A 21570-nucleotide genomic window follows, 5' to 3' on the forward strand; every position below is an offset into this window, starting at 1 on the left:
AGGAGGTATAAGAATGAGTAACGAGAACGAAAAACCCACCCAGGAAACCGGCGAAGAAGAAAGCAAGGCCGAAGCGACCCAACAGGAAGCCCCCCAGACCGAGGAAACCGAAGCACCGGAGAAAGGGGGTATCGGTAAATACGTCGCGATGGTGACCTCGCTCAAGGAAGAAAAACCGCTGGTATTTTACGGCGGCATCGTTGGGATCTTGGTCATCCTATTGGCACTGCTCTACTTCAGCGGAGGGGGCGGCGAACAAGTCAAGGCACCCGCCATTCAGGTCGGCCAGACGTATAAGCTGATCAACCCCAATGTCACCGGCGGCGGGGATGTACTGCTGCTCCAAGCACCCGGCCGGATGGGAGCCACCGACCCGGAACTGCGCGATAAGGAACAGATTTGCGTCGTCAAAGCCGGCACTTCGGCGAGGCTACAGGAACAGACGGTGGTCAATTACGTGAAATACGTCAAGGTCGAGCCCCTCGAGGGGGATTGCCGGGGCAAAAGTGGTTGGACCTCCTTCGTCAATCTGAAGCAATAAACCCGTAGCATTTTTCGCAACCGAAGAGGCGCGAATTTTTTCGCGCCTTTTTTATAGATCTCGGAACACGGCCACCGGACTTTTTCTCAACACCTCGCGGGTCCCCCAATAGCCCGCCAAACCGGTCAGGACCGCTCCGATAGCGGGAACGACCAACCAGATCCAAGCGTGCAAGCGAAACGGGATATCGAAAATCCGGACATACAAGATCCACGCGATCGTTTCGGTCAGCCACACCGCCAACAATCCGGCCATACCGCCCAGACATAGAAATTCGATCCACTGCGATCGGCGCAGCAACTGACGCCGAGCCCCCAAGGCCCGCAACAGAGCCCCCTGATAAATCCGCTCGTCGATGGAACTTCGCACCGCCGCCAAAAGCACCGTCAAACCGGCCAGCAGCGCGAACACCAACACGTATTCGACGGCAAAAGTCACTTGACGCAGGATCATCCGGAAATGCCGGAGGATCATATCCACTTCCACCAGGGTCACATGGGGAAATCGCCGGATCAAGGCGGCCAATTGCAGTTTACGCTCCGTGGGGAGGTAAAAACTGGTCATATAGGTCGCAGTGAAACCGGCCAGATCTCCGGGCGCGAAAATCATGTAGAAATTGGGGCTCATGGAGTCCCACTGAACCGTCCGCAAGCTGGCGGCTCGAGCATCGATCCGGCGCCCTTCCAGGAGAAAGGTCAAGCGATCCCCCACCCGGATTCCCAAGCTTTCGGCCAAATCCCGCTCCACCGATACGCTGCGCCCGGTTTCATCGGGCTGCCACCAACTGCCTCCCACCAGCCGATTGTCGGCAGGCAGCTGCTCGGCCCAAGTCAGACTCAGATCCCGGTTGATCGCCATGTCCCCTTCGCTGTCCTCGCGCGCCAGAAGATGCACGTCGGTTCCGTTCACCTCCGCCAGACGTCCCCGCACGATGGGATAGAATTGGCTGGTTTGGGCCTGAAGTTCATCCTTCAGGAAGGTGCGGAAATCGGGCAACTCTTCCGGGAAAACGTTGATGACGAAATGATTGGGGGCATCCGCCGGCAATTGATCCTGCCAGGCATCCACCAAATCGTTGCGCACCAGGAAGCTCACGCTCATCGCCGCCAAGGTGACGCAGAAAGCCAGGGTCTGTCCCACCGTGGCGCGGCGGTGCCGAGTCAGATTCTGAAGTCCGAGGCGCCAGGACAAGCCCAATCGCCGCACCCCAAACCGCGCCAACTCCAGCAGCAGAGCGACCACGCCGGCCAGAACCAGCAACCCCAAGGCACCGCCACCCAAAATCAAACCGGTCAGCTCGGCATCCCGGGTAAAACGCCCTAACAGCATCACAATCGCCGCCCCCCCCAATCCGTACACCAGCCAAACGCTGGCCGGTGCCGGAAGCAAGTCCCGCCGCAGCGCCATCGCCGGCGGCACGCGCCTCAACCTCAGCAGCGGCGGAAGGGAAAAGCCCAACAGTAACAGAAACGCGGTGAGCGGACCGAAGCCGAAGGCGAATCCCGAGGGCCAGGCCAAACGCTCCGGCAGCATCTCGCGCAAGAAGAAGACCAGGCTTTCCTGCACCGCCCAACCGATCAAGGTACCGATGCCTCCGGCGGCAATTCCCAACCATAGGAACTGGTAAACATACAAGCGCAAGATGGTATTCTGCCGGGCGCCCAGGCATTTCATCACCGCGGTGGCATCGAAATGGCGCTCGGTGTAGCGGCGGGCGGCCATCGCCACCGCCACCCCGGCGATCAGGACCACGATGACGCTCGCCAATCCCAGATAGCGCTCGGCCCGATTCAAGGCGCGACCCACATCGGGCCGGTCCTCGTGGATATCGAGAAGCCGCTGATTGGGCGCCAGCCGTGGTTTGAGCCATCCCTTGAACCCTTTCAGATCCGATGCCGATCCGGAGAACAACTGATAATAATGGGCCCGGCTGCCCGGCCCCAGAATGGCGGCGGCGGCCAGATCCTCCACCCGCATCATGACCCGCGGCGCCAGGCTATAGAAGGAAGTCCGGGTATCGGGTTCGAAAGTCAGGATCCGATCGATCAGCAAGCGCTGCTTCCCTACATGAAGGTAATCGCCCAGCTTCAATCCGAGCCGATCCAAAACGCGCTGCGCGACCCAGACGCGGCCCGGCTTAGGCGGCGAGCGAGTCATCGTTTCGGCGACGATGTCGGTGCGAGTGGTTTTGAGATAGCCCCGCAAAGGATAACCGTCACTGACCGCCTTGACGCCCACCAACAGCAACTGGTCGTTTTCCACCAACACACTGGTGAACGCCAGCTTGCGCGCGGTGCTCAATCGCCGGGTTTGCGCCTCCGCCAACCATTCTTTCGGCAAGGGGGCATGACCGCGCACCACCATATCGGCGGCGAGAAAATCGGCGGCTTGATCGATCATGGTCCGGGTCAAACGATCGGCCACCAAGGCGATGGCGGTGACGCTGACCACGGCGATGATCAGCGCCAGGCTCAAAATTCTAAGTTCCCCGGCCCGCCAATCGCGGCGCAGCAGGCGCCCTGCCAATATCCAATCCTTCATCGTTCCAGAACCCTTCCCGCGTCCAATACGATGCTGCGCCGGCAGCGTTGGGCCAAGGCCTCGTCGTGGGTCACCAGGACCAAGGTGGTGGCGTGCGCCCGGTTGAGTTCGAATAATAGATCGATCACATGTTGGCCGGTGCGGCGGTCGAGGTTGCCGGTGGGCTCGTCGGCGAACAAGACCCGGGGACGGGTCACGAAGGCCCGCGCCAAGGCCACCCGTTGCTGCTCGCCGCCGGACAATTGGCGCGGATAATGCTGCAGGCGATGGCTCAATTCGACCCGCGCCAATAAAGCCTCCGCCTGGGCCGCCGCTTCCCGCTCGCCTTTCAATTCCAACGGCAGCATGACGTTCTCCAGCGCGGTCAAGCTAGGCAATAGTTGGAAGGATTGGAACACGAATCCCACCGTCTTGCCCCGCAATTCGGCGCGCCCGTCCTCGTCCAGATCGGTCAAGGCAACGCCGTCGAGGCGAACCCGACCCGAGGTGGGCAGGTCCAAACCGGCCAGGATGCTGAGCAAGGTGGACTTGCCGGAGCCGGAGACACCGACCACGGCAACGGTTTCCCCCGCGGGGATGGTCAAATTCACATCGGTCAGGATATCCAGGGGCCCTTCCGAGGTGGTCACCGATTTATTAACATTTTCGGCAACGATCATCGCCGCGGCAGGTCCAAGCTCCGCGGATAATATTTCACAGGAGGATTTCGACATGGGAAGGATTGGGTTGTTTCTGTTATGGATGCTCTTACCCCAGCTGGGCTGGACCGCGACGGTGCTGGTCATGGGCGACAGTCTCAGCGCCGCCTACGGCATCCCCGCCGATCGGGGTTGGGTCGCCTTGCTGGAGGAGCGGCTCCAAAAAGAACACAAAGACGTGCGCTTTGTCAACGCCAGCATCAGCGGCGAAACCAGCGCCGGCGGGCTGCACCGGTTTCCTCCGTTGTTGAAAACCCACCAACCCGACATCGTGATCCTCGAATTGGGCGGCAACGACGGCCTGCGAGGCATCCCGCCCCAGCAAATGGAACGTAATCTGGCGAACATGATCGAAGCCTCCCGCTCGGCCGGCGCCGAGGTGATCCTGTTGGGAATCAAAATGCCCACCAACTACGGCCCCCGTTTCGCCGCGATGTTCGAGGACGTCTACCAGCGTCTCGCCGATCGCCATCCGGTGACTTTCGTGCCGTTTTTTTTGCAAGACGTCGCCTTGAAAGACGGCCTGATGCAAGCCGACGGCATTCACCCGAACGTGGAAGCCCAGCCTTTGTTGGCGCAGGAAGTCTGGCACGCATTGAACGGCATGATAGACTAGATTCTTACAGTCTGTTTCAAAACCCGATATACCGTATAAGCCTACGAAGCACGACATCACCTTAATTCCCTCTCCGTCTGGAATGACTCAAGTAGAGTCCCTTCTCCCTCCTGGAGGGAGAAGGTTAGGAAGAGGGTGGATCTAATTGAAGTGAAAGGTATTATTGATTTAAACCACCCTCACCCCATCCCTCTCCCTCCAGCGGGAGAAGGGAGATCAAGGCATGCGCGATTACCCTGAACCGCGCACGAGTTTTGAAACGGACTTTTAGATTCTGTTGCCGTTTTCAGCAGGAGCCGGGGAGAACGTTCCGGGACCGTTCGCAGCAAGGATGCTGCTGAAAATGGCAACAGAATCTAAACTCGACTTTCCCCATTATGCGGCATAGCACATTATCTCGATACAGCGGGTCAGTAATGGGTTGGGATTTTTTTCCACGTCGGTGGCTGGCGGCGACCTGGAAAAAAGGTGTGCACTCCACAGGTGACGGCGTACCAAGGCCAACGCATCGATAAAGGTCGGGTGAGTTTTCGATACCAGGCAGCGGTACGCACCGGCATCGCCTGGTTGGCGACCAGCCGATCGGCCATGAGGGTGACCAGGGAGAACAAGCCGAGCAGGATGGGCGTGGTCCGGGCGATCGCCCGCCTTGACCATTGGCGCTGCGTTTCCAGTCCCAAGTGGGCACGGGTTTCTTCGAAGGTGACCTCGACCTGCCAACGGCGGATAAACCACTGGACGATCTCTGTCGGCGCGGCCTTCGGATCCGTGCACAACAGCGCTTGGGCCTGGAAGCGCTGGAGCGGATCGCGGATCAGCACCCAACGGAGCGGTACGGGCGGTTTGCCCGCGTGGTACCACACCGCCGTGCCCGAGGCGATTTCCACCGGGCGGTCGGATTCGCCATACCACCGCGCAACGGTCAAGCGTTGCCAACGGGTCGCCGGGTCGGCGGCCACTTGCGCCAGCGTGGGGAGCCGTTTCCCCTTTTTGCGCGGTCGTCCAGAGCGGCCCGGTCGCGGCGGCGGGGCCGGTTCGTACAACGCCGCATCCAACCGCAGCCGGGTCACGACACTGAACCGGTCCCCAGTGACGGCCGCCAAAAGATCCAAGGCCGCAAAGCTCTGATCGGCGACCACCACGATCGAGCGGGTGGGCAACCAGCGCCGGACCATCCGCAAGAGCTGCCGGGCCCGCTCGGTCAAGGATCGATGCGCACGCCGATAGCGCCGATAGTAGCGCTCCGAGGGGCATAGCGAGGTCAGAAAAGGAAGCGCCCAAACCCGATGGGCCCAAGGGATCGGCACCAACAGCATCAGGCTCAACCAGCGCAGGCCGCTGGCTTTCACAAAATGCCCCCGGCTGGAGCGGACCGGGTCCCGGTAGATCCCCCGAGCACCAATCTTGCGCCCCCACCGTCGCTCAATCGTGTCATCCAATCCCATCACCAAGGGTCCCTGCCAGGCAAACGCCTGGATTAACAGCCCCAACAACAGGCGACTGCTGGCCAGCCCAGACCACCGCGCCCGGCTGAGCACCCGATGGTAGTTCTTGAACCGTCGCTCCTCGCCGAGCCCCATCACCCGAAGCACTGCCGCCACCGTGCGTCGACCAGGCGTGAGGATCGCACCTATCAGTAACACTTGCGCCCGTTGCCATACCCTTTTGCTGAACAGCGGTGCAAACACCTTTATAATCGACAAGACGTCGGGAGGTAATCCGCCCATCTGAAGAACCTCTTTTTGGTCGAAGATGATTCTTCATAGGTGGTTATCTCCCGGCCCTTATACAACCCCTCAAATGGGGAAAGTCGAGCTAAAAGGCTGAAATCAAACTGAGGCTGACCATTCAGGAGAATCCATGGCCCACCCACCTCTACTTTGCGACGCGGAACGAAGCATTCTGGTATTGACCGACATCCAACCCCGTCTGGCCGAGGCCATGCCCGAGCATGAACGCCAGCGCATGATCGATCACAGCAACATGCTGCTGGAGGCCGCCGGTACCCTCGACGTGCCGGTGTTGATTACCGAGCAATACCCAGAAGGATTGGGACACACCACTCCCGAAATTTCGAAGCATCTGCCGGCCGGCGTGACCCCGTTGCCCAAGACCGGCTTCGCCTGCAATTGCGCGGAAGGCTTCGACCGCATGCTCGACGCCAGCGACCGAACCCAAATCATTCTCACCGGCCAGGAAACCCACGTCTGCGTGCTGCAAACCGCCTTCGCCTTGCTCAGTCGGGGACTCGAGGTGTTCGTGGTCGAGGACGCGGTCTGCTCACGCAACCCGGAACACAAGATTTATGCGCTGGAGCGGATGCGCCAAGCAGGCGTGGTCGTCCTCTGCGCGGAATCGGTCCTCTTCGAATGGCTGCGCGACGCCCGCCATCCCCATTTCAAACCCCTGGCCCGTCTGATTCGTTAAACCATGGACTTGGACACCTTTCTCACTCGAGTCCGCGCCGAACAAGCGGTGGACTTCAGCGAAACCCTGGCGCTCATCGAAGCGCATTACGATTACACCCCCACCCCATTCGCCAACGGTAAGGGAGAGGATAGGCACCTCAACCAGGCGGGACAAAACGAAGGTTCTTGTAAAATTTTCGCTTTTGCCCGCCGCCACGGCCTGGACGAGTCTCAAACCCTGACTCTGTTCGGCGAACATTATCGCCACGTCCTGGCAACCCCGGACGGCACAGACCACCTAAACATTCGGACTTTCAGCCGCCACGGCTGGGAAGGGATCGAGTTTCTCGGAGAACCGCTCAAGCCGCGACGCTGACCCGATTGCGGCCGGAGCGCTTGGAGTGGTACAAAGCGCTGTCGGCCGCTTCGATCAAGGCGTCCAAGCGCTCTTTCGGCTTCGGGCGATGGGCGGCGATTCCCTCGCTGATGGTCACGATCCCGAAGGGGGAGTCGGGGTGAACGATGCACAAGGCCTCCACCGCCCGGCGTAAATTTTCAGCCACGGAAAGCGCCCCCGCTTGATCGGTATCCGGCAGGATCACGGAAAATTCTTCCCCTCCGTAGCGAGCGATCAGATCATTGGCGCGATTCACCACTTGATAAAAACTGGCGGAGATGCGGCGAAGACACTCATCTCCGGCCTGATGACCGAAGCGGTCGTTATAGGTCTTGAAATGATCGATATCGATCATAATCAGCGCCAGGGAGCTGCCCGTACGCTGAGCGCGCTTGAATTCCCGCTCCAGAAACTCGTCGAAGTGCCGGCGGTTGTGAAGCCCCGTCAAACCATCGTGAAAGGACAGCTGGCGTAATTGTTCATTCGCCTGTTTCAGCTGATCGGCCACGGCGATCAGTTCCTGGGCCTGACGCTTGCGTTGCTCGATTTCCGCCTTGAGGCGCAGCGCGGAACGAAGACGAGCCAATAACTCCACGCCTTTGAAAGGTTTTTCAATATAATCCATCGCGCCGACGTCGAAAGCCCGCTGAAGATCCTCTTCATCGGTGCTTCCGGTAATCATGATCACGGGAATGTCGCAAGTGCCGGGGTTTTCCTTGATTCTACGACAGAGATCGATCCCCCAAGCATCCGGCAGGAAGATATCCAGCATCACCAGGTCGATTTCGGGATCGGCCTTTTCTTCCCCTTCAATTCCCAGGCACGCCAGCGCCTGACTGGCGGAACGCGCCGTCAAGGTACGATAGCCTGCAGCGGCCAGCCGAATGCCGACCAGCCTGCCCAGCTGGGGATCATCGTCAACGATCAAAATAGCCATGTGTTGCTCTCTACAGGTCGCATAAGTCTGGAGACGGCCCTTACTGGTATTAGTTCAGTGTAAACCAGGAAATCGGCAAAGTTTTGTCGACCCGTTCACCTTCTAGTGACAGATAATCGGTATCGGCCGATCCAGGCAAATTGCCCCCGGACCGACTCGAGCACGGAAGGCCAACGCCTCGACCCCGGCCGCCAATGCTCGGCGCAAGTTTTTTCCGTAGTCTGGATCGATATCGTCGGCAGGCGTGAATGCGGTCACATCGGCACGCTGAACGCAAAAAAACATCATCGCCCGTCCGCCCCGGGCCACCACTTCGACCAACTCGTTCAGATGTTTGCTTGCCCGGACACTGACCGCGTCCGGAAAACGGGCCACTCCGTGCGCCGCTAAGGTAACGTTTTTGACTTCCACATAACAAGGCGGTTTGTCCGGCGCCTCCAAAAGCAAATCGATCCGGCTGCGATGGCCGTAGGGAACTTCGCTGCGGATACGTTCGTACGCCTGAAGGGGGCCAATCAATCCGGTCTCGATGCCCTCGCGGACCAAATGATTGCTCAAGCCGGTATGGATACCCACCCAAGTTCCCGGCCGAGCCTCCACCAACTCCCAGGAATAGGGATATTTTCGCTTACTATCCCGGGTATCGCGCAGCCAGACGCGCATCCCCGGCTCGGCGCATCCCTTCAGCGAGCCGGTATTGGGGGTATGGGCGGTCACCAGGCTGCCATCCTCCAATTCGACATCCGCCAGGAACCGTTTATATCGCCGCCGCAAGCGACCCGGCAACCAGGGACCCGGGACTTGCATCAGGTCAGCGTCAGGCGATTGTCGACTTTTCGCACCCCGTCCACATACCAGCAATCGTGTTCCGCCAGTTGGATCTGCTCGGCCACCGGTACGACCCCGGTCAGCACCACCTCTCCTTGAAGGCACTGGGCGGCAATCTGCTGATGGTCGATAAAGGGATCCACATCCAACACCAAAGCAAGCGCTTCTTTAAGCTGTTCGTCGTTGTCTTCCTCGGGCGGATCGACTTCGAGATCGTTGGTCACGTCAAGGCTGCCCGGCACCCACCAAGCCATGGCCCCGGCCAAACGCCGATCGCATAGGGACCTCACCTTACCTTCCAGATACACGATCCCGTCTTCCACGTGGAGGAGGAACCATCCCGCCTGATCGTCCAGTTGGCGCCTGACTTCCCGCTCCCCTTTCCGGTCGACGGCGGTGATCCCGTAATGCTTATACACCGGATCTTCCTCGAGCAGCTTGACCAGATGGGCGAGAATTTCGTCATCCCCCATGGCTTCCGCCGGCTCGACTTGCAAGCGGTCGTCCACGGCGGTCACACCGGAAACCTCCGAAGCGATGCAATGAGCACGACGCTTGGCGGCGATCTCCGCCACCACGCCGGTCAGCACAACCACTCCGGCCTCGGATTGGATCTCGATGCGATTCCGCTGAGGACTCACCCAACGATCCCGTTCCAGCGCTGCACGCACTGCCTTGACCAACTCAATTTGGGCCATGTCGCCTCCCGGATGTCTCGTGGATAAGATTCAATGGTATTCTATGCTTGTTATCAAACTTGTGGTAGCCATGGGCGGGAAATTCAAATCGATTCTGTTCGGCGGCTTGCTGTTAGCAAGTAGCGTATCCGCCGATACTTACGTTTTGCCACCGTCGGACGTGGACGTGGTCGGCCGGGTGGAAGCCGCACGGGTTCAGAAAGGCGATACCCTCCTGGATATCGCGCGCCGCTTCGATATCGGCCAAAATGAAATTCTTTTGGCCAACCCTCGTTTGGATCGGTGGATCCCGTCGGCGGGAGCAAAAGTCGTGCTCCCCAAGCGATTCATCCTGCCGGAAGCCGAGCGCCACGGAATCGTGCTCAATATCCCGGAAATGCGCCTCTATTACTTTCCGCCGTCCCGGGGCGATGCGCCTCCCCAAGTCATTACCCACCCGGTCAGTATCGGCCGCATGGATTGGTCCACCCCCTTGGGAACGACCCGGGTGGTGGCCAAGACCCAGGATCCGGTCTGGCGTCCGCCCGAATCCATTCGCAAAGAACATGCCGAGCAAGGCGATCCGTTGCCGAAGGTGGTGCCATCGGGCCCCGACAATCCGTTGGGAAAATATGCCCTCCGTTTGGGAATCCCGGGCTATTTGATTCACAGTACCAACAAGCCATTCGGAATCGGCATGCGCGTCACCCACGGCTGCGTGCGCATGTACCCGGAAGACATCGAAAGGCTGTTTCCGGAAATCCCGGTGGGAACACCGGTCACGCTGGTCAATCAGCCGATCAAAACGGGATGGTTCGCCGGCGAGCTGTATCTTGAAGTTCACCCGCCTCTGGAGGAAGCCGATATCGACTACGAGAAAATGTTGGAGCGAGCGCTCACTTTGATCGAAGAAAAAACCCAAGGCGACGCTTCCATCCGGCTGCACGGTTCGGCCTTCAGAAAAGCGCTCGAGGAACAAACGGGAATTCCCGTGAAAATTTCCCGCACTGCCGCGGTCACTCTAGCGGCAGACCTCTAGCGGCGCACAAAAAACGGGCCCCGTCGAGACGGAGCCCATTGCAAAAACTCGTCTGGAGGCAAGCTTATTTCATCATGGATTTTTGGAACAGCTTGTCCATTTTGGCGCCATGGGCTTTGCATTCCTCATGGCATTTCTGCGCCATCTCCTCGGCCTGATAAGCGTGCTCATGGGCGCTGCGGGCTTCTTTCATGGCCGCATCGGCGGCGCTTTCCACGTCAGACAGACGCGATTCGATCGCCGCGAAGCGGTCATGCATTTCCTGCATGTGCTTCGAATTGTTGGCACAACCGGTCATGACACCCATGGCGACAGCCACTGCGGAGATTTTTACCAACGTCTTCAACATGACGACATCCCCCCTTTTGGATTGTTGATTTTGACAGGATGGAATCATCACACAACAAGTAACGCCAAGTCAAAAAATCGTTGCCTAGCGGATGATCACGGCGGTGCCCACCCCGATCCAATGACTGAGCCGGTCGATCTGGGCGTCGGTCAAGGCAATGCAGCCGCGGGTCCAATTAAACATCTCATGGATTTTGGGATCGGCCCGCCCCAAACCGTGGATGCCGATAAAGCCGCCCAACGGCGTGTTCTGGGGAGGGACGCTCTCCTCGAAATGGGCCCGGATCAAGGAACGGAAGGTGGAATCATCGAGCACGCCATGATTCCATCCCACCTTGGCGTAAGGCAGGGTGGGATAATTGAGACCGAAAAAGCGGTGATAGCGGCTGTTCTCCTTGATCCAGCCGATGCGAAACGAACCCAAAGGCGTTTTATTGTCGCCGCGCACTTTTTCCCGGGCGGTCCCGGCGCGGCCGATGGCAATGTGCGCGAAGACCTCGACCGGCTTCTCGCCCCGCATTACCTGTAATTGCAACGCCTCGGTGTCCACCAGCACCCAGATCTCCTCCCGGCCTTGGGCGATACCGCCCCCAAGCCATAACAAGATCAGGCTCCCAAGCACCCAGAATCGACGCCGCCCTTTCATGTACCACACACCTCCACAGTGATAAACTTTGATTCCGTCCAAAAAATGATATACGAAAAATCGACGTCGGTACGAAAGCCATGCAAATCGAAACTCGCCCCACCACCCCTTTCCCCGACCAAAAGCCCGGTACTTCCGGTCTCCGCAAGAAAACCCGGGTGTTTTTGGAGACGCCCCACTACCTGGAAAATTTCGTCCAGTCCATTTTCGACTGCTTGCCGGATCGAAAGGGCAAAACCTTGGTCCTGGGGGGAGACGGACGTTATTTCAACCGCCCAGCCCTCCAGACGATCATCAAAATAGCCGTCGCCAATGAGTTCGGCACCCTACTCGTCGCCCAAAAAGGCCTGCTTTCCACCCCCGCCGCCTCCCATCTGATCCGCAAAAACCGCGCCCTGGGCGGCATCGTCCTATCCGCCAGCCATAATCCCGGCGGCCGGGACGGAGACTTCGGGATTAAATACAATATCGACAACGGCGGCCCCGCTCCGGAAAGCTATACCAACGCGATTTATCAGCGCAGCCGAGAGATCGGCGAATACCGGATCGCGCAAATACCGGACATAGACCTGGATCGGCTCGACGAGCACCGCTTCGGGAACACCACCATTCGGGTCATCGATCCGGTCGCCGATTATGTCGAATTAATGACCCAATTATTCGATTTCGACCGGATGCGCAACGCACTGACCACCGGCGTGGCGAGCGTCTGCTTCGACGCCATGCACGCGGTCACCGGCCCCTACGCCAAACGCATTCTGGAGGAGGAACTGGGCGCCGGGCCCGGGTCGGTGATCAACGCCGAACCGAAAGAGGACTTCGGTGGCGGTCATCCGGACCCCAACCTCGCCTACGCTGAAGCATTGGTAAAAAAGATGTACGGCCCCGACGCCCCCACCTTGGGGGCGGCTTCCGACGGAGACGGCGACCGCAACATGATTCTGGGGCAAAAGTTCTTCGTCACCCCCAGCGACAGTCTGGCGGTATTGGCGGCCAACGCGCACCGGATTCCGGGCTATCGCAACGGCCTCCGGGGAGTGGCCCGCTCCATGCCCACCAGTCGCGCGGTGGATCAAGTGGCGGAAGCCTTCGGCATTCCCTGCTACGAGACCCCCACCGGCTGGAAATTCTTCGGCAATCTGCTGGATGCCGGCAAGATCACCCTGTGCGGCGAGGAAAGCTTCGGCACCGGTTCCGATCACGTGCGCGAGAAAGATGGCCTGTGGGCGGTTCTGTTCTGGCTCAACATTATCGTGGCCAGCGAACAACCGGTCGCCACCCTGGTAAGGGACCACTGGCGCCGATTCGGTCGCCATTACTATAGCCGCCACGATTACGAAGCCCTCGACAGCACCGTCGCCCAAGGGATCATGAATCACTTGCGCGGCCAATTGGACAGCCTGGTCGGGCGAAAACTCGGTATCTACACCGTCAGGCAAGCCGACGACTTCAGCTATTCCGACCCGGTGGACCACAGCGTCACCACCGGCCAAGGACTGCGCATCTTGCTGGAACCGGAGGCGCGATTGGTCTATCGCTTGTCGGGAACGGGGACGGAGGGCGCCACCCTGCGCGTCTATATCGAGCGCTTCGAGTCCGACCCCACCCGCCAGGATTCGGACCCCCAGGAAGGCCTGGCGGACTTGATCGAACTGGCCGAGGATTTGAGCGAGGTCAAAGCCCGCAGCGGACGCTCGGAACCTTCTGTCATCACTTAGAATCCATCACGATAGGCACGTAGCTTCGGCGTGGGGGGAGGGTTGGGTGGGGGGAACCCAGGGATGGGTTCACGGCGTCCCGGAGGACAAGCCGCCGGGACCCTTGCCCTTCTTTGAAAGAAGCTTTGCAAACAGCCTCTTAAAGCACGGCAGCGCGCATCCCTGTCCTACCGCAAGGTTTCGTTTAAATCACCTCGACCCCGACGATCTCGTCGTTCTCGTCCAGTCGCAAGCGGAGCTTGCCGAAACATTCGCGCCGATCGGCCACACAACCGGACCCTTCCATGAGGATCTCGATGAATTTGACCGCCACGGTCACTTCGTTATTGCGCCGGCTCTGAATCTCGAACCACAAGGTGTCGTTGTCGATCCATCCGTTTTGGGTGCAAAACACATTCAGCCCCGGCCATTCCCAAAGGAAGCGCCGGACATTCCGCTCCAGAAGCGATATTTTCTGCATGGCGATCCTCCCCAAAAAAAACCGCGCCCTTTAATATAAAAGGCGCGGTCCAAACGAGGAAGGAAAAACAATCACTCCAAAACGGGCATCTTGTAGGCCAGTGCGCCGATGGCACCTTCCTTATCGCGGAAATTGGCGTGACACATCACGCACTTCTCCATCACCACCGGAACCGTGGTCGCCACCCGCAGATAGCGCTTCCCGTCTTCCTCGGCGACTTCCTGATAGCTGGGCGCACCCGCCAGGAGTTGGTCCCTGGCTTTCTCCTCGAAAGCGTCCCGGGGGGCATTTTCTCCATTGATCAACACATCGGTGAATCCCAGCAAACGGGTTTCCATATGTCCTTTGTCCTCCAAGGCTTGGAACAGCACCTTGGACGCAGTCGCCGCCGACAGATCGGCGGGCGAGTTGACGTAATGCTTGGTGATCGCAACGATAGCGGTCTTGTATAGATCGTCGAGCATCTGCACCACTTTTTCGGTACGCGCTACCGCGTCGTCGGTGCCGCTTTGGGTCGCCTGCGGCGCCGGGGTCTTGGCGCCTCCTTTGAGTTGTATCGACCAGGCCGTGCTCACGCCGGCCCCGCCGATGAACATGCCCAACAGGGCGGCGCCGATGCCGACTCCAATCTTGTTTTTCATAGTTCTCCTCCTCAGTCTCTCAGTTTTGAAAATACAAATTGACTGTCTTTCTGCGAAGTATGACAGCCGTAGCACCCTTGACCGCCGTCGGTCACCAGGCGCTTGCTTGGATCGCCGCCCCCGAAGCCTTCAAAGCCCCAGCCACCGGTCGCGGCGAAACGTTCGGCATCCCGCTCCATGACGCCGATCAGCTTGCGCTTTCCTTCCACCAGCGCATTATTGGAACTTTGATAATCGAGCAAATCGAAAACCAACACCGCACCATCAGGGTAATCGCCGCTTTTCAACCCCTGCAATGCCTTGTAATTGGCATAGATGTGATGAATGCCTCCGAAAGGGTCCTCCAAGGGATGACCCGGCTGGATCACCATCGATTTGACGTGGTACCAAGTGCGAAAACCTTCGGGATATTCAACTGAAGTTCCCGCAGCGGTTACCGATCCAGTCAATAGAACCAAACCCAACAGGAACAGACTTCGTATTTTCATCTTGGCCTCCTTCCGTTTTTTTGGTTTCGATGCGAAACTATAGGTTGCATCCCCGACGATCGTCAAGTTTTTCAGATCACCCGGTGATGCTATGATAGCGACTAAAAACTACAACTCCTATACTCATTTTGTGGAGGAAGCGATGTTATTGCAGCTTTTTTCAGGACTCGTCCTAGCATTGGCCATAGCGGTCCCGCCCGCCATGGCCAAGGTGAATACCGACCCCCAACAGTTGATCGAGCAATACCGCCAGGAACATCCGGGTAAAGGCAAGTTCGGCCAGCATTGGGATCCGATCCCCATCCAGCGCTACTGGAATCCGAAGGACTTTTATCAGCCCCCCGACACCATCGCCGGCGAGGTCACCCGGGAGCAGTGTATCGCCTGCCACCAAAGCGTCACCCCGGGCTTCTATCACGCCTGGAAGGACAGCACCCACGCCCACTTGGATCGCATCCGGACCCTGCCCAAACACGACGTTCGTGCCTACAAAAAGGAAAAACTGGCGGAAGTTGAAAAAAACCTGGTGCGCCAGGGGCTGCTGAAGGAAGGCGAGCCGCTGAAAGAAGTCGGCTGCATCGACTGCCACGGCGGGGTGGGCAAACAAAAAATCCGCCACGATCAGGATCTCCGCATGCCGGATCGAACCGCGTGCGGTACCTGTCACGTGGAGCAATTCGCCCAGGCCGAATCGGAAAAGGAACAAACCTGGCCCCAGGATCAATGGCCCAAAGGGCACCCCTCCCACGCGGTGGACTGGAAGGCCAACGTGGAGAACGCCATCTGGGCCGGCATGGCCGAGCGCGAGATCGCGCAAGGTTGCGACATGTGCCACTATCAGCAAAACAAGTGCGACGGCTGCCATACCCGCCACAGCTTCTCCGCCGCCGAGGCGCGTCAGCCGGAAGCATGCGCCACTTGCCACAACGGCGTCGATCACAACGAATTTGAAAACTACCTGCTTTCCAAGCACGGTACCGTTTATCAAACTCATAAGAATCAATGGAACTTCGAAGCGCCTTTGAAGGACGCTCTGACCAAAGGCGGCTATACCGCCCCCACTTGTCAGTTGTGTCACTTCGAATATGAAGGCGAGTTTTCCCACAACCTGGTGCGCAAAGTGCGCTGGGGCTTCAACCCCACCCCGGCGATCGCGGATAATCTGGACCACCCCTGGTTCGAAGAGCGCAAGGAAGCCTGGGTCGGCACCTGCAATCAGTGTCACTCCCCCCGTTTCGCCCGCACCTATCTGGAAACCGCGGACAAGGGCATCCTCTCCGGCCTCAAGGTGGAACAGGAAGCCAAGCAAGTTGTCCAGGCGCTGTACGACGACGGTCTGCTGGTGGGTCAGCAAAGCAACCGCCCCACTCCGCCGGCACCCGCCGAGGACGCCCCGGGCGGCTTCTTCCAGCTGTTCTGGGCCAAGGGCAACAATCCCTCGCGCGTGGAAAGGATCTACGCCGACATGTGGGAGCACGACTTGATCAAGCTCTACAAGGGCCTGGTTCACGCCAATCCGGGCGGTTTCACCTATACCGAGGGCTGGTCGCCGCTGATGCACGACTACACCGAAATCATGGACGAGAATACTCGTCTGCGCGAAGCCCACGGCCAAACCGCCAACGTGGACGGCATCCTTCATCTATCCGCAATTTCCGATCTTTCCCTGGAAAAACTGCGGATACCCTTGGGGACCGCCTTGATGGTCGGCGGACTGGTAGTCATCGGACGGCGTAAATCCTGATGAAACGCCGTTATCTGGTAGGCGGCGCCTTGCTTCTGGCAGGCGCCGCCCTGCTTTTATCCACCCTCTGGCCGCTATCGGAATCGTGGGAGGAAAAGCGGGTCTCGCTCAGCATTCCCGAAAGCCTTTCCGGCCATTACTCCCCCACCGAGTTCGAACGCTGGGAGCTTCACCAATCCGACACCGGCAAGCGCTTGACCCTGCATGTGGCCCGTTATCGGGATGAGGCGGGTACGCCCCGGCAGGTCTTGCTGCCCGACCCCGAATCGCGCCAATGGCAAAGCTGGATGGAACTGGGCGAATTCTTGCGCTCCAAGGTGGAATCGAACGCCTTGGTGCTCGCCTGGTGGGACGACGGCCAAAGGATCGACTTTTTCAGCGGCCGCCGCGTCTGGGTATTACAACCACCAGCGGAAGCATTTTCGTCCGCCGAACGCGATCTTTGGCGCCGCTTGAGCGGCGATTTCGGCGATGCCGAAGGCAAACTGGCGCAGCTCGCCCGATGGTTCGCTCAAGATTCCGAGCAGGCGCTTGAGGCAATCGCCCGACTGGCGCCGGACGCCCCTCTTTATCTGCTGGTCGCAAACGGCAACCTGTCTCACGTGAACGAAATCGAACGCCTGGCGGGGAAAAAGCTGCCGCTCGAGGTCAGGATCTTTCCCGCCACCGAAAACCTCCACGGCCAAATCGCCTCGGTACAGCGCTGGGCCGGGGAAAAAGGCGCCGGGTATTTGCCCCAGAAAGTCCCCGGAGGCATCGCCGCCTGGCGGATCGCCCGGGCCCCGGAGAATACCGACGAAGACAGCGTGCCGCTCCTGGTACGGCTGCTGCCCTTCACCACCTCGCTGGAAAACCCCTTATCCGGCTTGGAAAGGGTCCACCAATCTTCGGATGGTTATTTGACCCTCTACCGACGCCGTTAGCAGAATCCGGCCCGACTTTTGGCGGTTTATTCGGACTTGAAAAACCCAAGCCGGGGTGATGTACTTTCCTCACTGTCCATCCTATCGGGAGTCGCTGTGATGACAGCTAACGCCGCCGCGTTCCCCCGGCGCCACCGGATCTCCGTCGAGGAATATCGCCGCATGGGAGAGGCCGGGATTTTCACCGAAGACGACCGGGTGGAGCTTATCGAGGGGGAAATTATCGACATGACGCCGATCGGACATCAACACGCCGGCCTCGTGAACCGCTTGAACCGTTTGCTGGTAATGGCGGCAGACGGCCGGGCCGTGGTCTCGGTTCAAAACCCGCTCCGTTTGTCCGAACAATCCGAACCCCAGCCGGATCTGGCCTTACTGAAACCGCGCGCAGACGATTACCGGGGCGCTGCTGCGACCGCAACCGATACGCTGCTCGTCGTGGAAATAGCCGACACCTCCCGCGACTATGACCGGACCGTCAAAATCCCCCTTTACGCCCGGCACGGTATCCCGGAAGCCTGGTTGATCGATCTTTCGGGGAAAGTCGTCGAGGTTTACCGGGACCCTTCGCCCGACGGTTACCGGGATGTCAGGCGCCATGGGCGCGAGGAAACAATCCGGCCGCTGCTTTGCCCGGAGGTCGAGATCGAGACAGCGGCGATTTTATAGCCGGGTCCGGATTATATACTTTCTACCCAACAACGTCCTCGCGTAGTAGGATTTGCAAATCCACCCCTTATGATCGATCCCAACCCGGGAAGACAGACCATGGCCGCACCTGCCAGACGCCGCGCCACCTATGAAGACCTGCTGCGAGTCCCGGACCCTCTCTGCCCCTTCCCTGGAGATAAGCTTTGTAAACCGCCTCCATGAGCGGCAGCGGGGGCTGGCCCCACCACCGGAACCACCTTGTCAACGCCGGCCCTGGCGCCGCCAGCGGTCGGCGATGGCCTCCACATCCAAATCCTCGGGGCCGTCGCGCCAAGCGGTGTGATAATCGACGTCCTGGCTGTGGGGCGCGGGATCGGGGCGCCGAACCCGAAGCCGGGTGGGTAAAGGTACCGCTTCCCCCATCACCATGGCCTCACCCCGCCCCAATACCGGCAACACGTCCACCAAATCGCTTTCGGCATCGGGCACCAGATCGCGCACATAGGTTTGATCGTCGGGGTTGGTCAGGCGCAGGCAGATGAACGTACCGCATTGAGACAGGACGGTTTCGGAGAGCTCGTGGGGACGTTGGCTGACTACCCCCAACCCGACTCCATATTTACGTCCCTCCTTGGCGATCCGTTCCATCGACCGCCGGGTACCTTCATAGCGAGTACCACCCTCGCGGGGAATATAAGCGTGGGCTTCTTCGCACAACAAAAGCAAGGGGAATTCGCGTCGCCGCGGGTTCCAGTAATTGAATTCGAAAGCCAACCGTCCAATTTGGGCCGACACCGCCGGACGCACGTCGAAAGGCACGCCGCTCAGGTCGATGACGGTCACCTGGCAACGAGGCTCGCCCAATCCCACGAAATCGCGCAACAGCTTCGGCAATGCCTCGGAATTGTCGCGCCGCCGGGGTTTGAGCAAAAAATCGTAGCGCACATCGTTGAGGCGGCTCTGGAGCTTCACCAGAAACTCGTCGAATTGTCCGAACAACGGCCCCTTGGTCTTGCCGAAATCGGTACGCATCTCGTTGGCGGCCTTGAACTCCTGGTACAGCGACTCCAAGGAAAAATAGATGGGCGCGTCGATGGAGACAAAACCGATCTCCAGACGCTCGGCTTCCTTCTTCTTCAAACTGTACAGCGTTTCCCGAAGAAAGGCCGTTTGAATGGAAGCGGAACTGTCGGACCGGTCGACCAAGAGATCGATCAACTCGCCGTAGGTCATCAGCCAATAGGGGATTTCCAAGGCCCGGGCGTCGACGTATCGGTAGGTCCCTTCCCGGAAGGACGAATGGATTTGCCCCTGCACGCCCCGCCAGCAGTATTCTCCGTGCAGATCCAAAAGGATGATGTGGGCCCGGGGCATCGCCTCGACCGCTTGCTGAATCACGCTGGCGACGGTCCAGGATTTACCCGAACCGGATTGCCCCAAAATCGTGAAACTGCGACCGAACAAGGCGCTGGGGTTGAGATAGGCAAGTTGCTCGGAGCGATTCGACACTTGCCCCAGTTCAAACCCCAATTCACGGTATTTGGCGAACACCTGCCGCAGATAGTCGGCATCGACGCGCCGGACACCGGCCCCGGGGGTGGGATAGTTGCGGACGCCGCGCTGGAAAGTTCCCTCGGCGTCCACCTCTCCCAGGGGAATCAATCCCAGATGAATGCCGTCGTCGGAGACGGAACTTCGGTGGACCGACGCCAAAATGCGAAGATCGGATTGCTCGATCAGCACATAATGGCCCAATTGGCAAAGATTGTCGGCTTCGACTGTCGGCGAATTCGGCTCGGCCCCCTCGATCAGAGCCTCGAAACGGCTGGCTTTCACTTGGGTGAGGCGGGCAGGTTGATCTGACACGGCGGCTGTTCCCATATGCTGATTAAAATCGAAAAACCAAGGCCTATCGTTTTTTTACGGTCAAGTATCCATCGCCTTTCCGTTCCACGACGACAATTCTGTCGCCCCGGTGCAAAGGCTCTAATGTCTCGGCGGGCCAGCGCTCATCTTCGATCAGCACATGGCCCCGTTGATCGAAACTCACCATCGCTTCTCCGGTTTTGCCCGCCATCTGCCGGGTACGGGGAGCTCCGGTCAAACTCCGCGAGACCAACCAAGTGGTCAGCAAGATCGCGGCGGCCACGGCGATGCTGAGGGACAGAATTTCGCGTTGATAATCCGCCGATGACGGCACATCGAATAAGTTCAGGCTGCCGAGGATAAAAGCGATCGCCCCGCCGATTCCCAGTACCCCGAAACCGGCGACGAAATACTCGGCGACCATGAAGGCGATCCCCAAAAATAGTAGGATCAAAAATCCCATATTGACCGGCAAGGTTTGCACGCCCACCAGCCCCAGAATCACGGCAACCGCGCCGAACACGCCGGGAAAACCCAAACCGGGGCTCAAGATCTCGATGTAAACCCCCAAAGTCCCCAAGGAGATCAGCAAATGCGCCACTTGAGGGTGGGCGATATGGATCAACAGGCGATCGATGAGGCGGGGGGCCACCGGATGAACTGTCGTGCCGGATAAGGCCAGCACGTATTTTTTTCCGTTCACGCGCACCTCGCGCCCCTCCGCCTGAGCGAGCAAATCCGGAATACTGTCGGCGATCAAATCGACGATCTTGTCCTGCTTGGCCTCCGAAGCGGATAGGCTGAGTGCTTCGGAGACGAAGCGTTCGGCGACGTCGGCGTTGCGTCCTTGTTTGGCGGCGATGCTGCGCATGAAAGCGCGGGTGTCGTTCATGATTTTCTTGCCCAAGGTGCCGCCGACATCGCTGCCGTCGCCAGCCACCGGCGAGGAGGCCCCCACATTGGTGCCCGTATGCATCGCCGCGACGTGGGTGGCCAGCAAGATGAAGGCGCCTGCCGAGGTGGCGCTTGCACCGGCCGGAGCGACATAACCGATCACCGGCACTTCGGATTCGGAAATGGCGCTAACCATATCCCGGGTGGCGCTCAGCAATCCCCCCGGGGTATCGATTTGCACGATCAGAGCGCCGGCCCGATGGGTCTCGGCGGTTTCGATGGCATGCTCCAGCAAGCCGAGGGTACCCGGATTGATGGTGGAGTCGATGGTCACCAGGTAAACTTCGCCGGTATTTTCTCCATTTGCGGTCGCCCCGGAAACGATGCCCTCGCCTCCGATCAAAAACAGAAACAAGCAGGCGCTCATCCGAAGCAAGCGCCATCGCCGCACGCCTGAATAGGGTTTGCATGGCATCGCTACAGCAGCAGCCGAGCATTTCAATAGCCGG

General features: G+C 59.3%; 22 protein-coding genes. 9 read left to right on the forward strand and 13 right to left on the reverse strand.

What is annotated here, in order from left to right:
* The first annotated feature begins 13 nt into the window (after positions 1 to 13).
* On the forward strand, positions 14 to 541 hold the full coding sequence (locus H035_RS19660; protein ID WP_022949392.1) for a hypothetical protein: 528 nt from the start codon (positions 14 to 16) through the stop codon (positions 539 to 541).
* Positions 542 to 592: 51 nt separating this feature from the next.
* Here the strand turns inward: H035_RS19660 and H035_RS0112935 are convergent, their stop codons facing one another.
* On the reverse strand, positions 593 to 3082 hold the full coding sequence (locus H035_RS0112935; protein WP_022949393.1) for an ABC transporter permease: 2490 nt from the start codon (positions 3080 to 3082) through the stop codon (positions 593 to 595).
* The gene (locus H035_RS0112940) at positions 3079 to 3741 is read right to left on the reverse strand and encodes an ABC transporter ATP-binding protein (protein ID WP_022949394.1); all 663 of its coding nucleotides are present in this window, start codon (positions 3739 to 3741) and stop codon (positions 3079 to 3081) included. Before H035_RS0112940 ends, H035_RS0112935 begins: the two co-directional genes overlap by 4 nt.
* Before the next feature lie 52 nt (positions 3742 to 3793).
* On the opposite strand from H035_RS0112940, the gene H035_RS0112945 reads away from it, so the two are divergent.
* Positions 3794 to 4396 (forward strand): arylesterase, encoded by a 603-nt coding sequence (locus H035_RS0112945; protein WP_022949395.1) that lies wholly within the window; start codon positions 3794 to 3796, stop codon positions 4394 to 4396.
* A 410-nt stretch (positions 4397 to 4806) separates the two neighbouring features.
* Here H035_RS0112945 and H035_RS19665 read toward each other — a convergent pair whose 3' ends face one another.
* Positions 4807 to 6123, reverse strand: coding sequence for an IS701 family transposase (locus H035_RS19665; RefSeq protein ID WP_200861549.1), 1317 nt, complete (start codon positions 6121 to 6123; stop codon positions 4807 to 4809).
* A gap of 133 nt (positions 6124 to 6256) precedes the next feature.
* Between H035_RS19665 and H035_RS0112955 the strand changes: the two genes are divergently transcribed.
* Positions 6257 to 6823, forward strand: a complete 567-nt coding sequence (locus tag H035_RS0112955; protein ID WP_022949396.1) for an isochorismatase family protein — start codon at positions 6257 to 6259, stop codon at positions 6821 to 6823.
* Positions 6824 to 6826: 3 nt separating this feature from the next.
* A complete protein-coding gene (locus H035_RS0112960) occupies positions 6827 to 7180 on the forward strand; it encodes a HopJ type III effector protein (protein WP_022949397.1) in 354 nt (117 codons plus the stop codon).
* Here the strand turns inward: H035_RS0112960 and H035_RS0112965 are convergent.
* The 3 genes from H035_RS0112965 to H035_RS0112975 all read right to left on the reverse strand — a co-directional run bounded on the left by H035_RS0112965 (position 7164) and on the right by H035_RS0112975 (position 9664).
* Positions 7164 to 8138, reverse strand: a complete 975-nt coding sequence (locus H035_RS0112965) for a diguanylate cyclase (protein WP_022949398.1) — start codon at positions 8136 to 8138, stop codon at positions 7164 to 7166. The two genes, H035_RS0112960 and H035_RS0112965, sit on opposite strands and share 17 nt — an antisense overlap.
* A 102-nt stretch (positions 8139 to 8240) precedes the next feature.
* Entirely contained in the window at positions 8241 to 8945 is a 705-nt protein-coding gene (sfsA, locus tag H035_RS0112970) for a DNA/RNA nuclease SfsA (protein ID WP_022949399.1), read from the reverse strand.
* The gene (locus H035_RS0112975; RefSeq protein ID WP_022949400.1) at positions 8945 to 9664 is read right to left on the reverse strand and encodes a BON domain-containing protein; all 720 of its coding nucleotides are present in this window, start codon (positions 9662 to 9664) and stop codon (positions 8945 to 8947) included. Before H035_RS0112975 ends, sfsA begins: the two co-directional genes overlap by 1 nt.
* A gap of 70 nt (positions 9665 to 9734) precedes the next feature.
* Between H035_RS0112975 and H035_RS0112980 the strand changes: the two genes are divergently transcribed.
* The gene (locus H035_RS0112980) at positions 9735 to 10682 is read left to right on the forward strand and encodes a L,D-transpeptidase family protein (protein ID WP_040575029.1); all 948 of its coding nucleotides are present in this window, start codon (positions 9735 to 9737) and stop codon (positions 10680 to 10682) included.
* Positions 10683 to 10746: 64 nt separating this feature from the next.
* Here H035_RS0112980 and H035_RS0112985 read toward each other — a convergent pair whose 3' ends face one another.
* Both H035_RS0112985 and H035_RS0112990 read right to left on the reverse strand, forming a co-directional pair.
* Positions 10747 to 11031 carry an Lpp/OprI family alanine-zipper lipoprotein gene (locus H035_RS0112985; protein WP_022949402.1) on the reverse strand — a complete coding sequence of 95 codons (285 nt, stop codon included), beginning with the start codon at positions 11029 to 11031 and terminating at the stop codon, positions 10747 to 10749.
* 84 nt (positions 11032 to 11115) lie between these two features.
* Complete coding sequence (locus H035_RS0112990) at positions 11116 to 11676, reverse strand: L,D-transpeptidase family protein (protein ID WP_022949403.1); 561 nt, start codon at positions 11674 to 11676, stop codon at positions 11116 to 11118.
* Positions 11677 to 11756: 80 nt separating this feature from the next.
* Here H035_RS0112990 and H035_RS0112995 point away from each other — a divergent pair, with 80 nt between their 5' ends.
* Positions 11757 to 13394 carry an alpha-D-glucose phosphate-specific phosphoglucomutase gene (locus H035_RS0112995; RefSeq protein WP_022949404.1) on the forward strand — a complete coding sequence of 546 codons (1638 nt, stop codon included), beginning with the start codon at positions 11757 to 11759 and terminating at the stop codon, positions 13392 to 13394.
* A gap of 184 nt (positions 13395 to 13578) precedes the next feature.
* Here H035_RS0112995 and H035_RS19670 read toward each other — a convergent pair whose 3' ends face one another.
* The 3 genes from H035_RS19670 to H035_RS0113010 form a co-directional block, all read right to left on the reverse strand.
* Complete coding sequence (locus tag H035_RS19670) at positions 13579 to 13854, reverse strand: hypothetical protein (RefSeq protein WP_022949405.1); 276 nt, start codon at positions 13852 to 13854, stop codon at positions 13579 to 13581.
* 71 nt (positions 13855 to 13925) lie between these two features.
* On the reverse strand, positions 13926 to 14495 hold the full coding sequence (locus H035_RS0113005) for a c-type heme family protein (protein WP_022949406.1): 570 nt from the start codon (positions 14493 to 14495) through the stop codon (positions 13926 to 13928).
* 11 nt (positions 14496 to 14506) lie between these two features.
* Positions 14507 to 14983 (reverse strand): cytochrome P460 family protein, encoded by a 477-nt coding sequence (locus tag H035_RS0113010; protein WP_022949407.1) that lies wholly within the window; start codon positions 14981 to 14983, stop codon positions 14507 to 14509.
* Between the two features lie 142 nt (positions 14984 to 15125).
* Between H035_RS0113010 and H035_RS19675 the strand changes: the two genes are divergently transcribed.
* The 3 genes from H035_RS19675 to H035_RS0113025 all read left to right on the forward strand — a co-directional run bounded on the left by H035_RS19675 (position 15126) and on the right by H035_RS0113025 (position 18319).
* The gene (locus H035_RS19675; protein WP_022949408.1) at positions 15126 to 16727 is read left to right on the forward strand and encodes a multiheme c-type cytochrome; all 1602 of its coding nucleotides are present in this window, start codon (positions 15126 to 15128) and stop codon (positions 16725 to 16727) included.
* A complete protein-coding gene (locus H035_RS0113020) occupies positions 16727 to 17650 on the forward strand; it encodes a hydroxylamine oxidation protein HaoB (RefSeq protein WP_022949409.1) in 924 nt (307 codons plus the stop codon). The genes H035_RS19675 and H035_RS0113020 overlap by 1 nt, the downstream gene beginning before the upstream one ends.
* A 99-nt stretch (positions 17651 to 17749) precedes the next feature.
* Entirely contained in the window at positions 17750 to 18319 is a 570-nt protein-coding gene (locus tag H035_RS0113025) for a Uma2 family endonuclease (RefSeq protein ID WP_022949410.1), read from the forward strand.
* A 243-nt stretch (positions 18320 to 18562) separates the two neighbouring features.
* Here the strand turns inward: H035_RS0113025 and H035_RS0113030 are convergent, their stop codons facing one another.
* The gene (locus H035_RS0113030) at positions 18563 to 20167 is read right to left on the reverse strand and encodes an ATP-binding protein (protein ID WP_235044584.1); all 1605 of its coding nucleotides are present in this window, start codon (positions 20165 to 20167) and stop codon (positions 18563 to 18565) included.
* A 43-nt stretch (positions 20168 to 20210) separates the two neighbouring features.
* Positions 20211 to 21488 carry an NfeD family protein gene (locus H035_RS19680; RefSeq protein WP_022949412.1) on the reverse strand — a complete coding sequence of 426 codons (1278 nt, stop codon included), beginning with the start codon at positions 21486 to 21488 and terminating at the stop codon, positions 20211 to 20213.
* Between the last annotated feature and the right edge of the window lie 82 nt (positions 21489 to 21570).

This window comes from Methylohalobius crimeensis 10Ki (assembly GCF_000421465.1).
Classification (GTDB): Bacteria; Pseudomonadota; Gammaproteobacteria; order Methylococcales; family Methylothermaceae; genus Methylohalobius; species Methylohalobius crimeensis.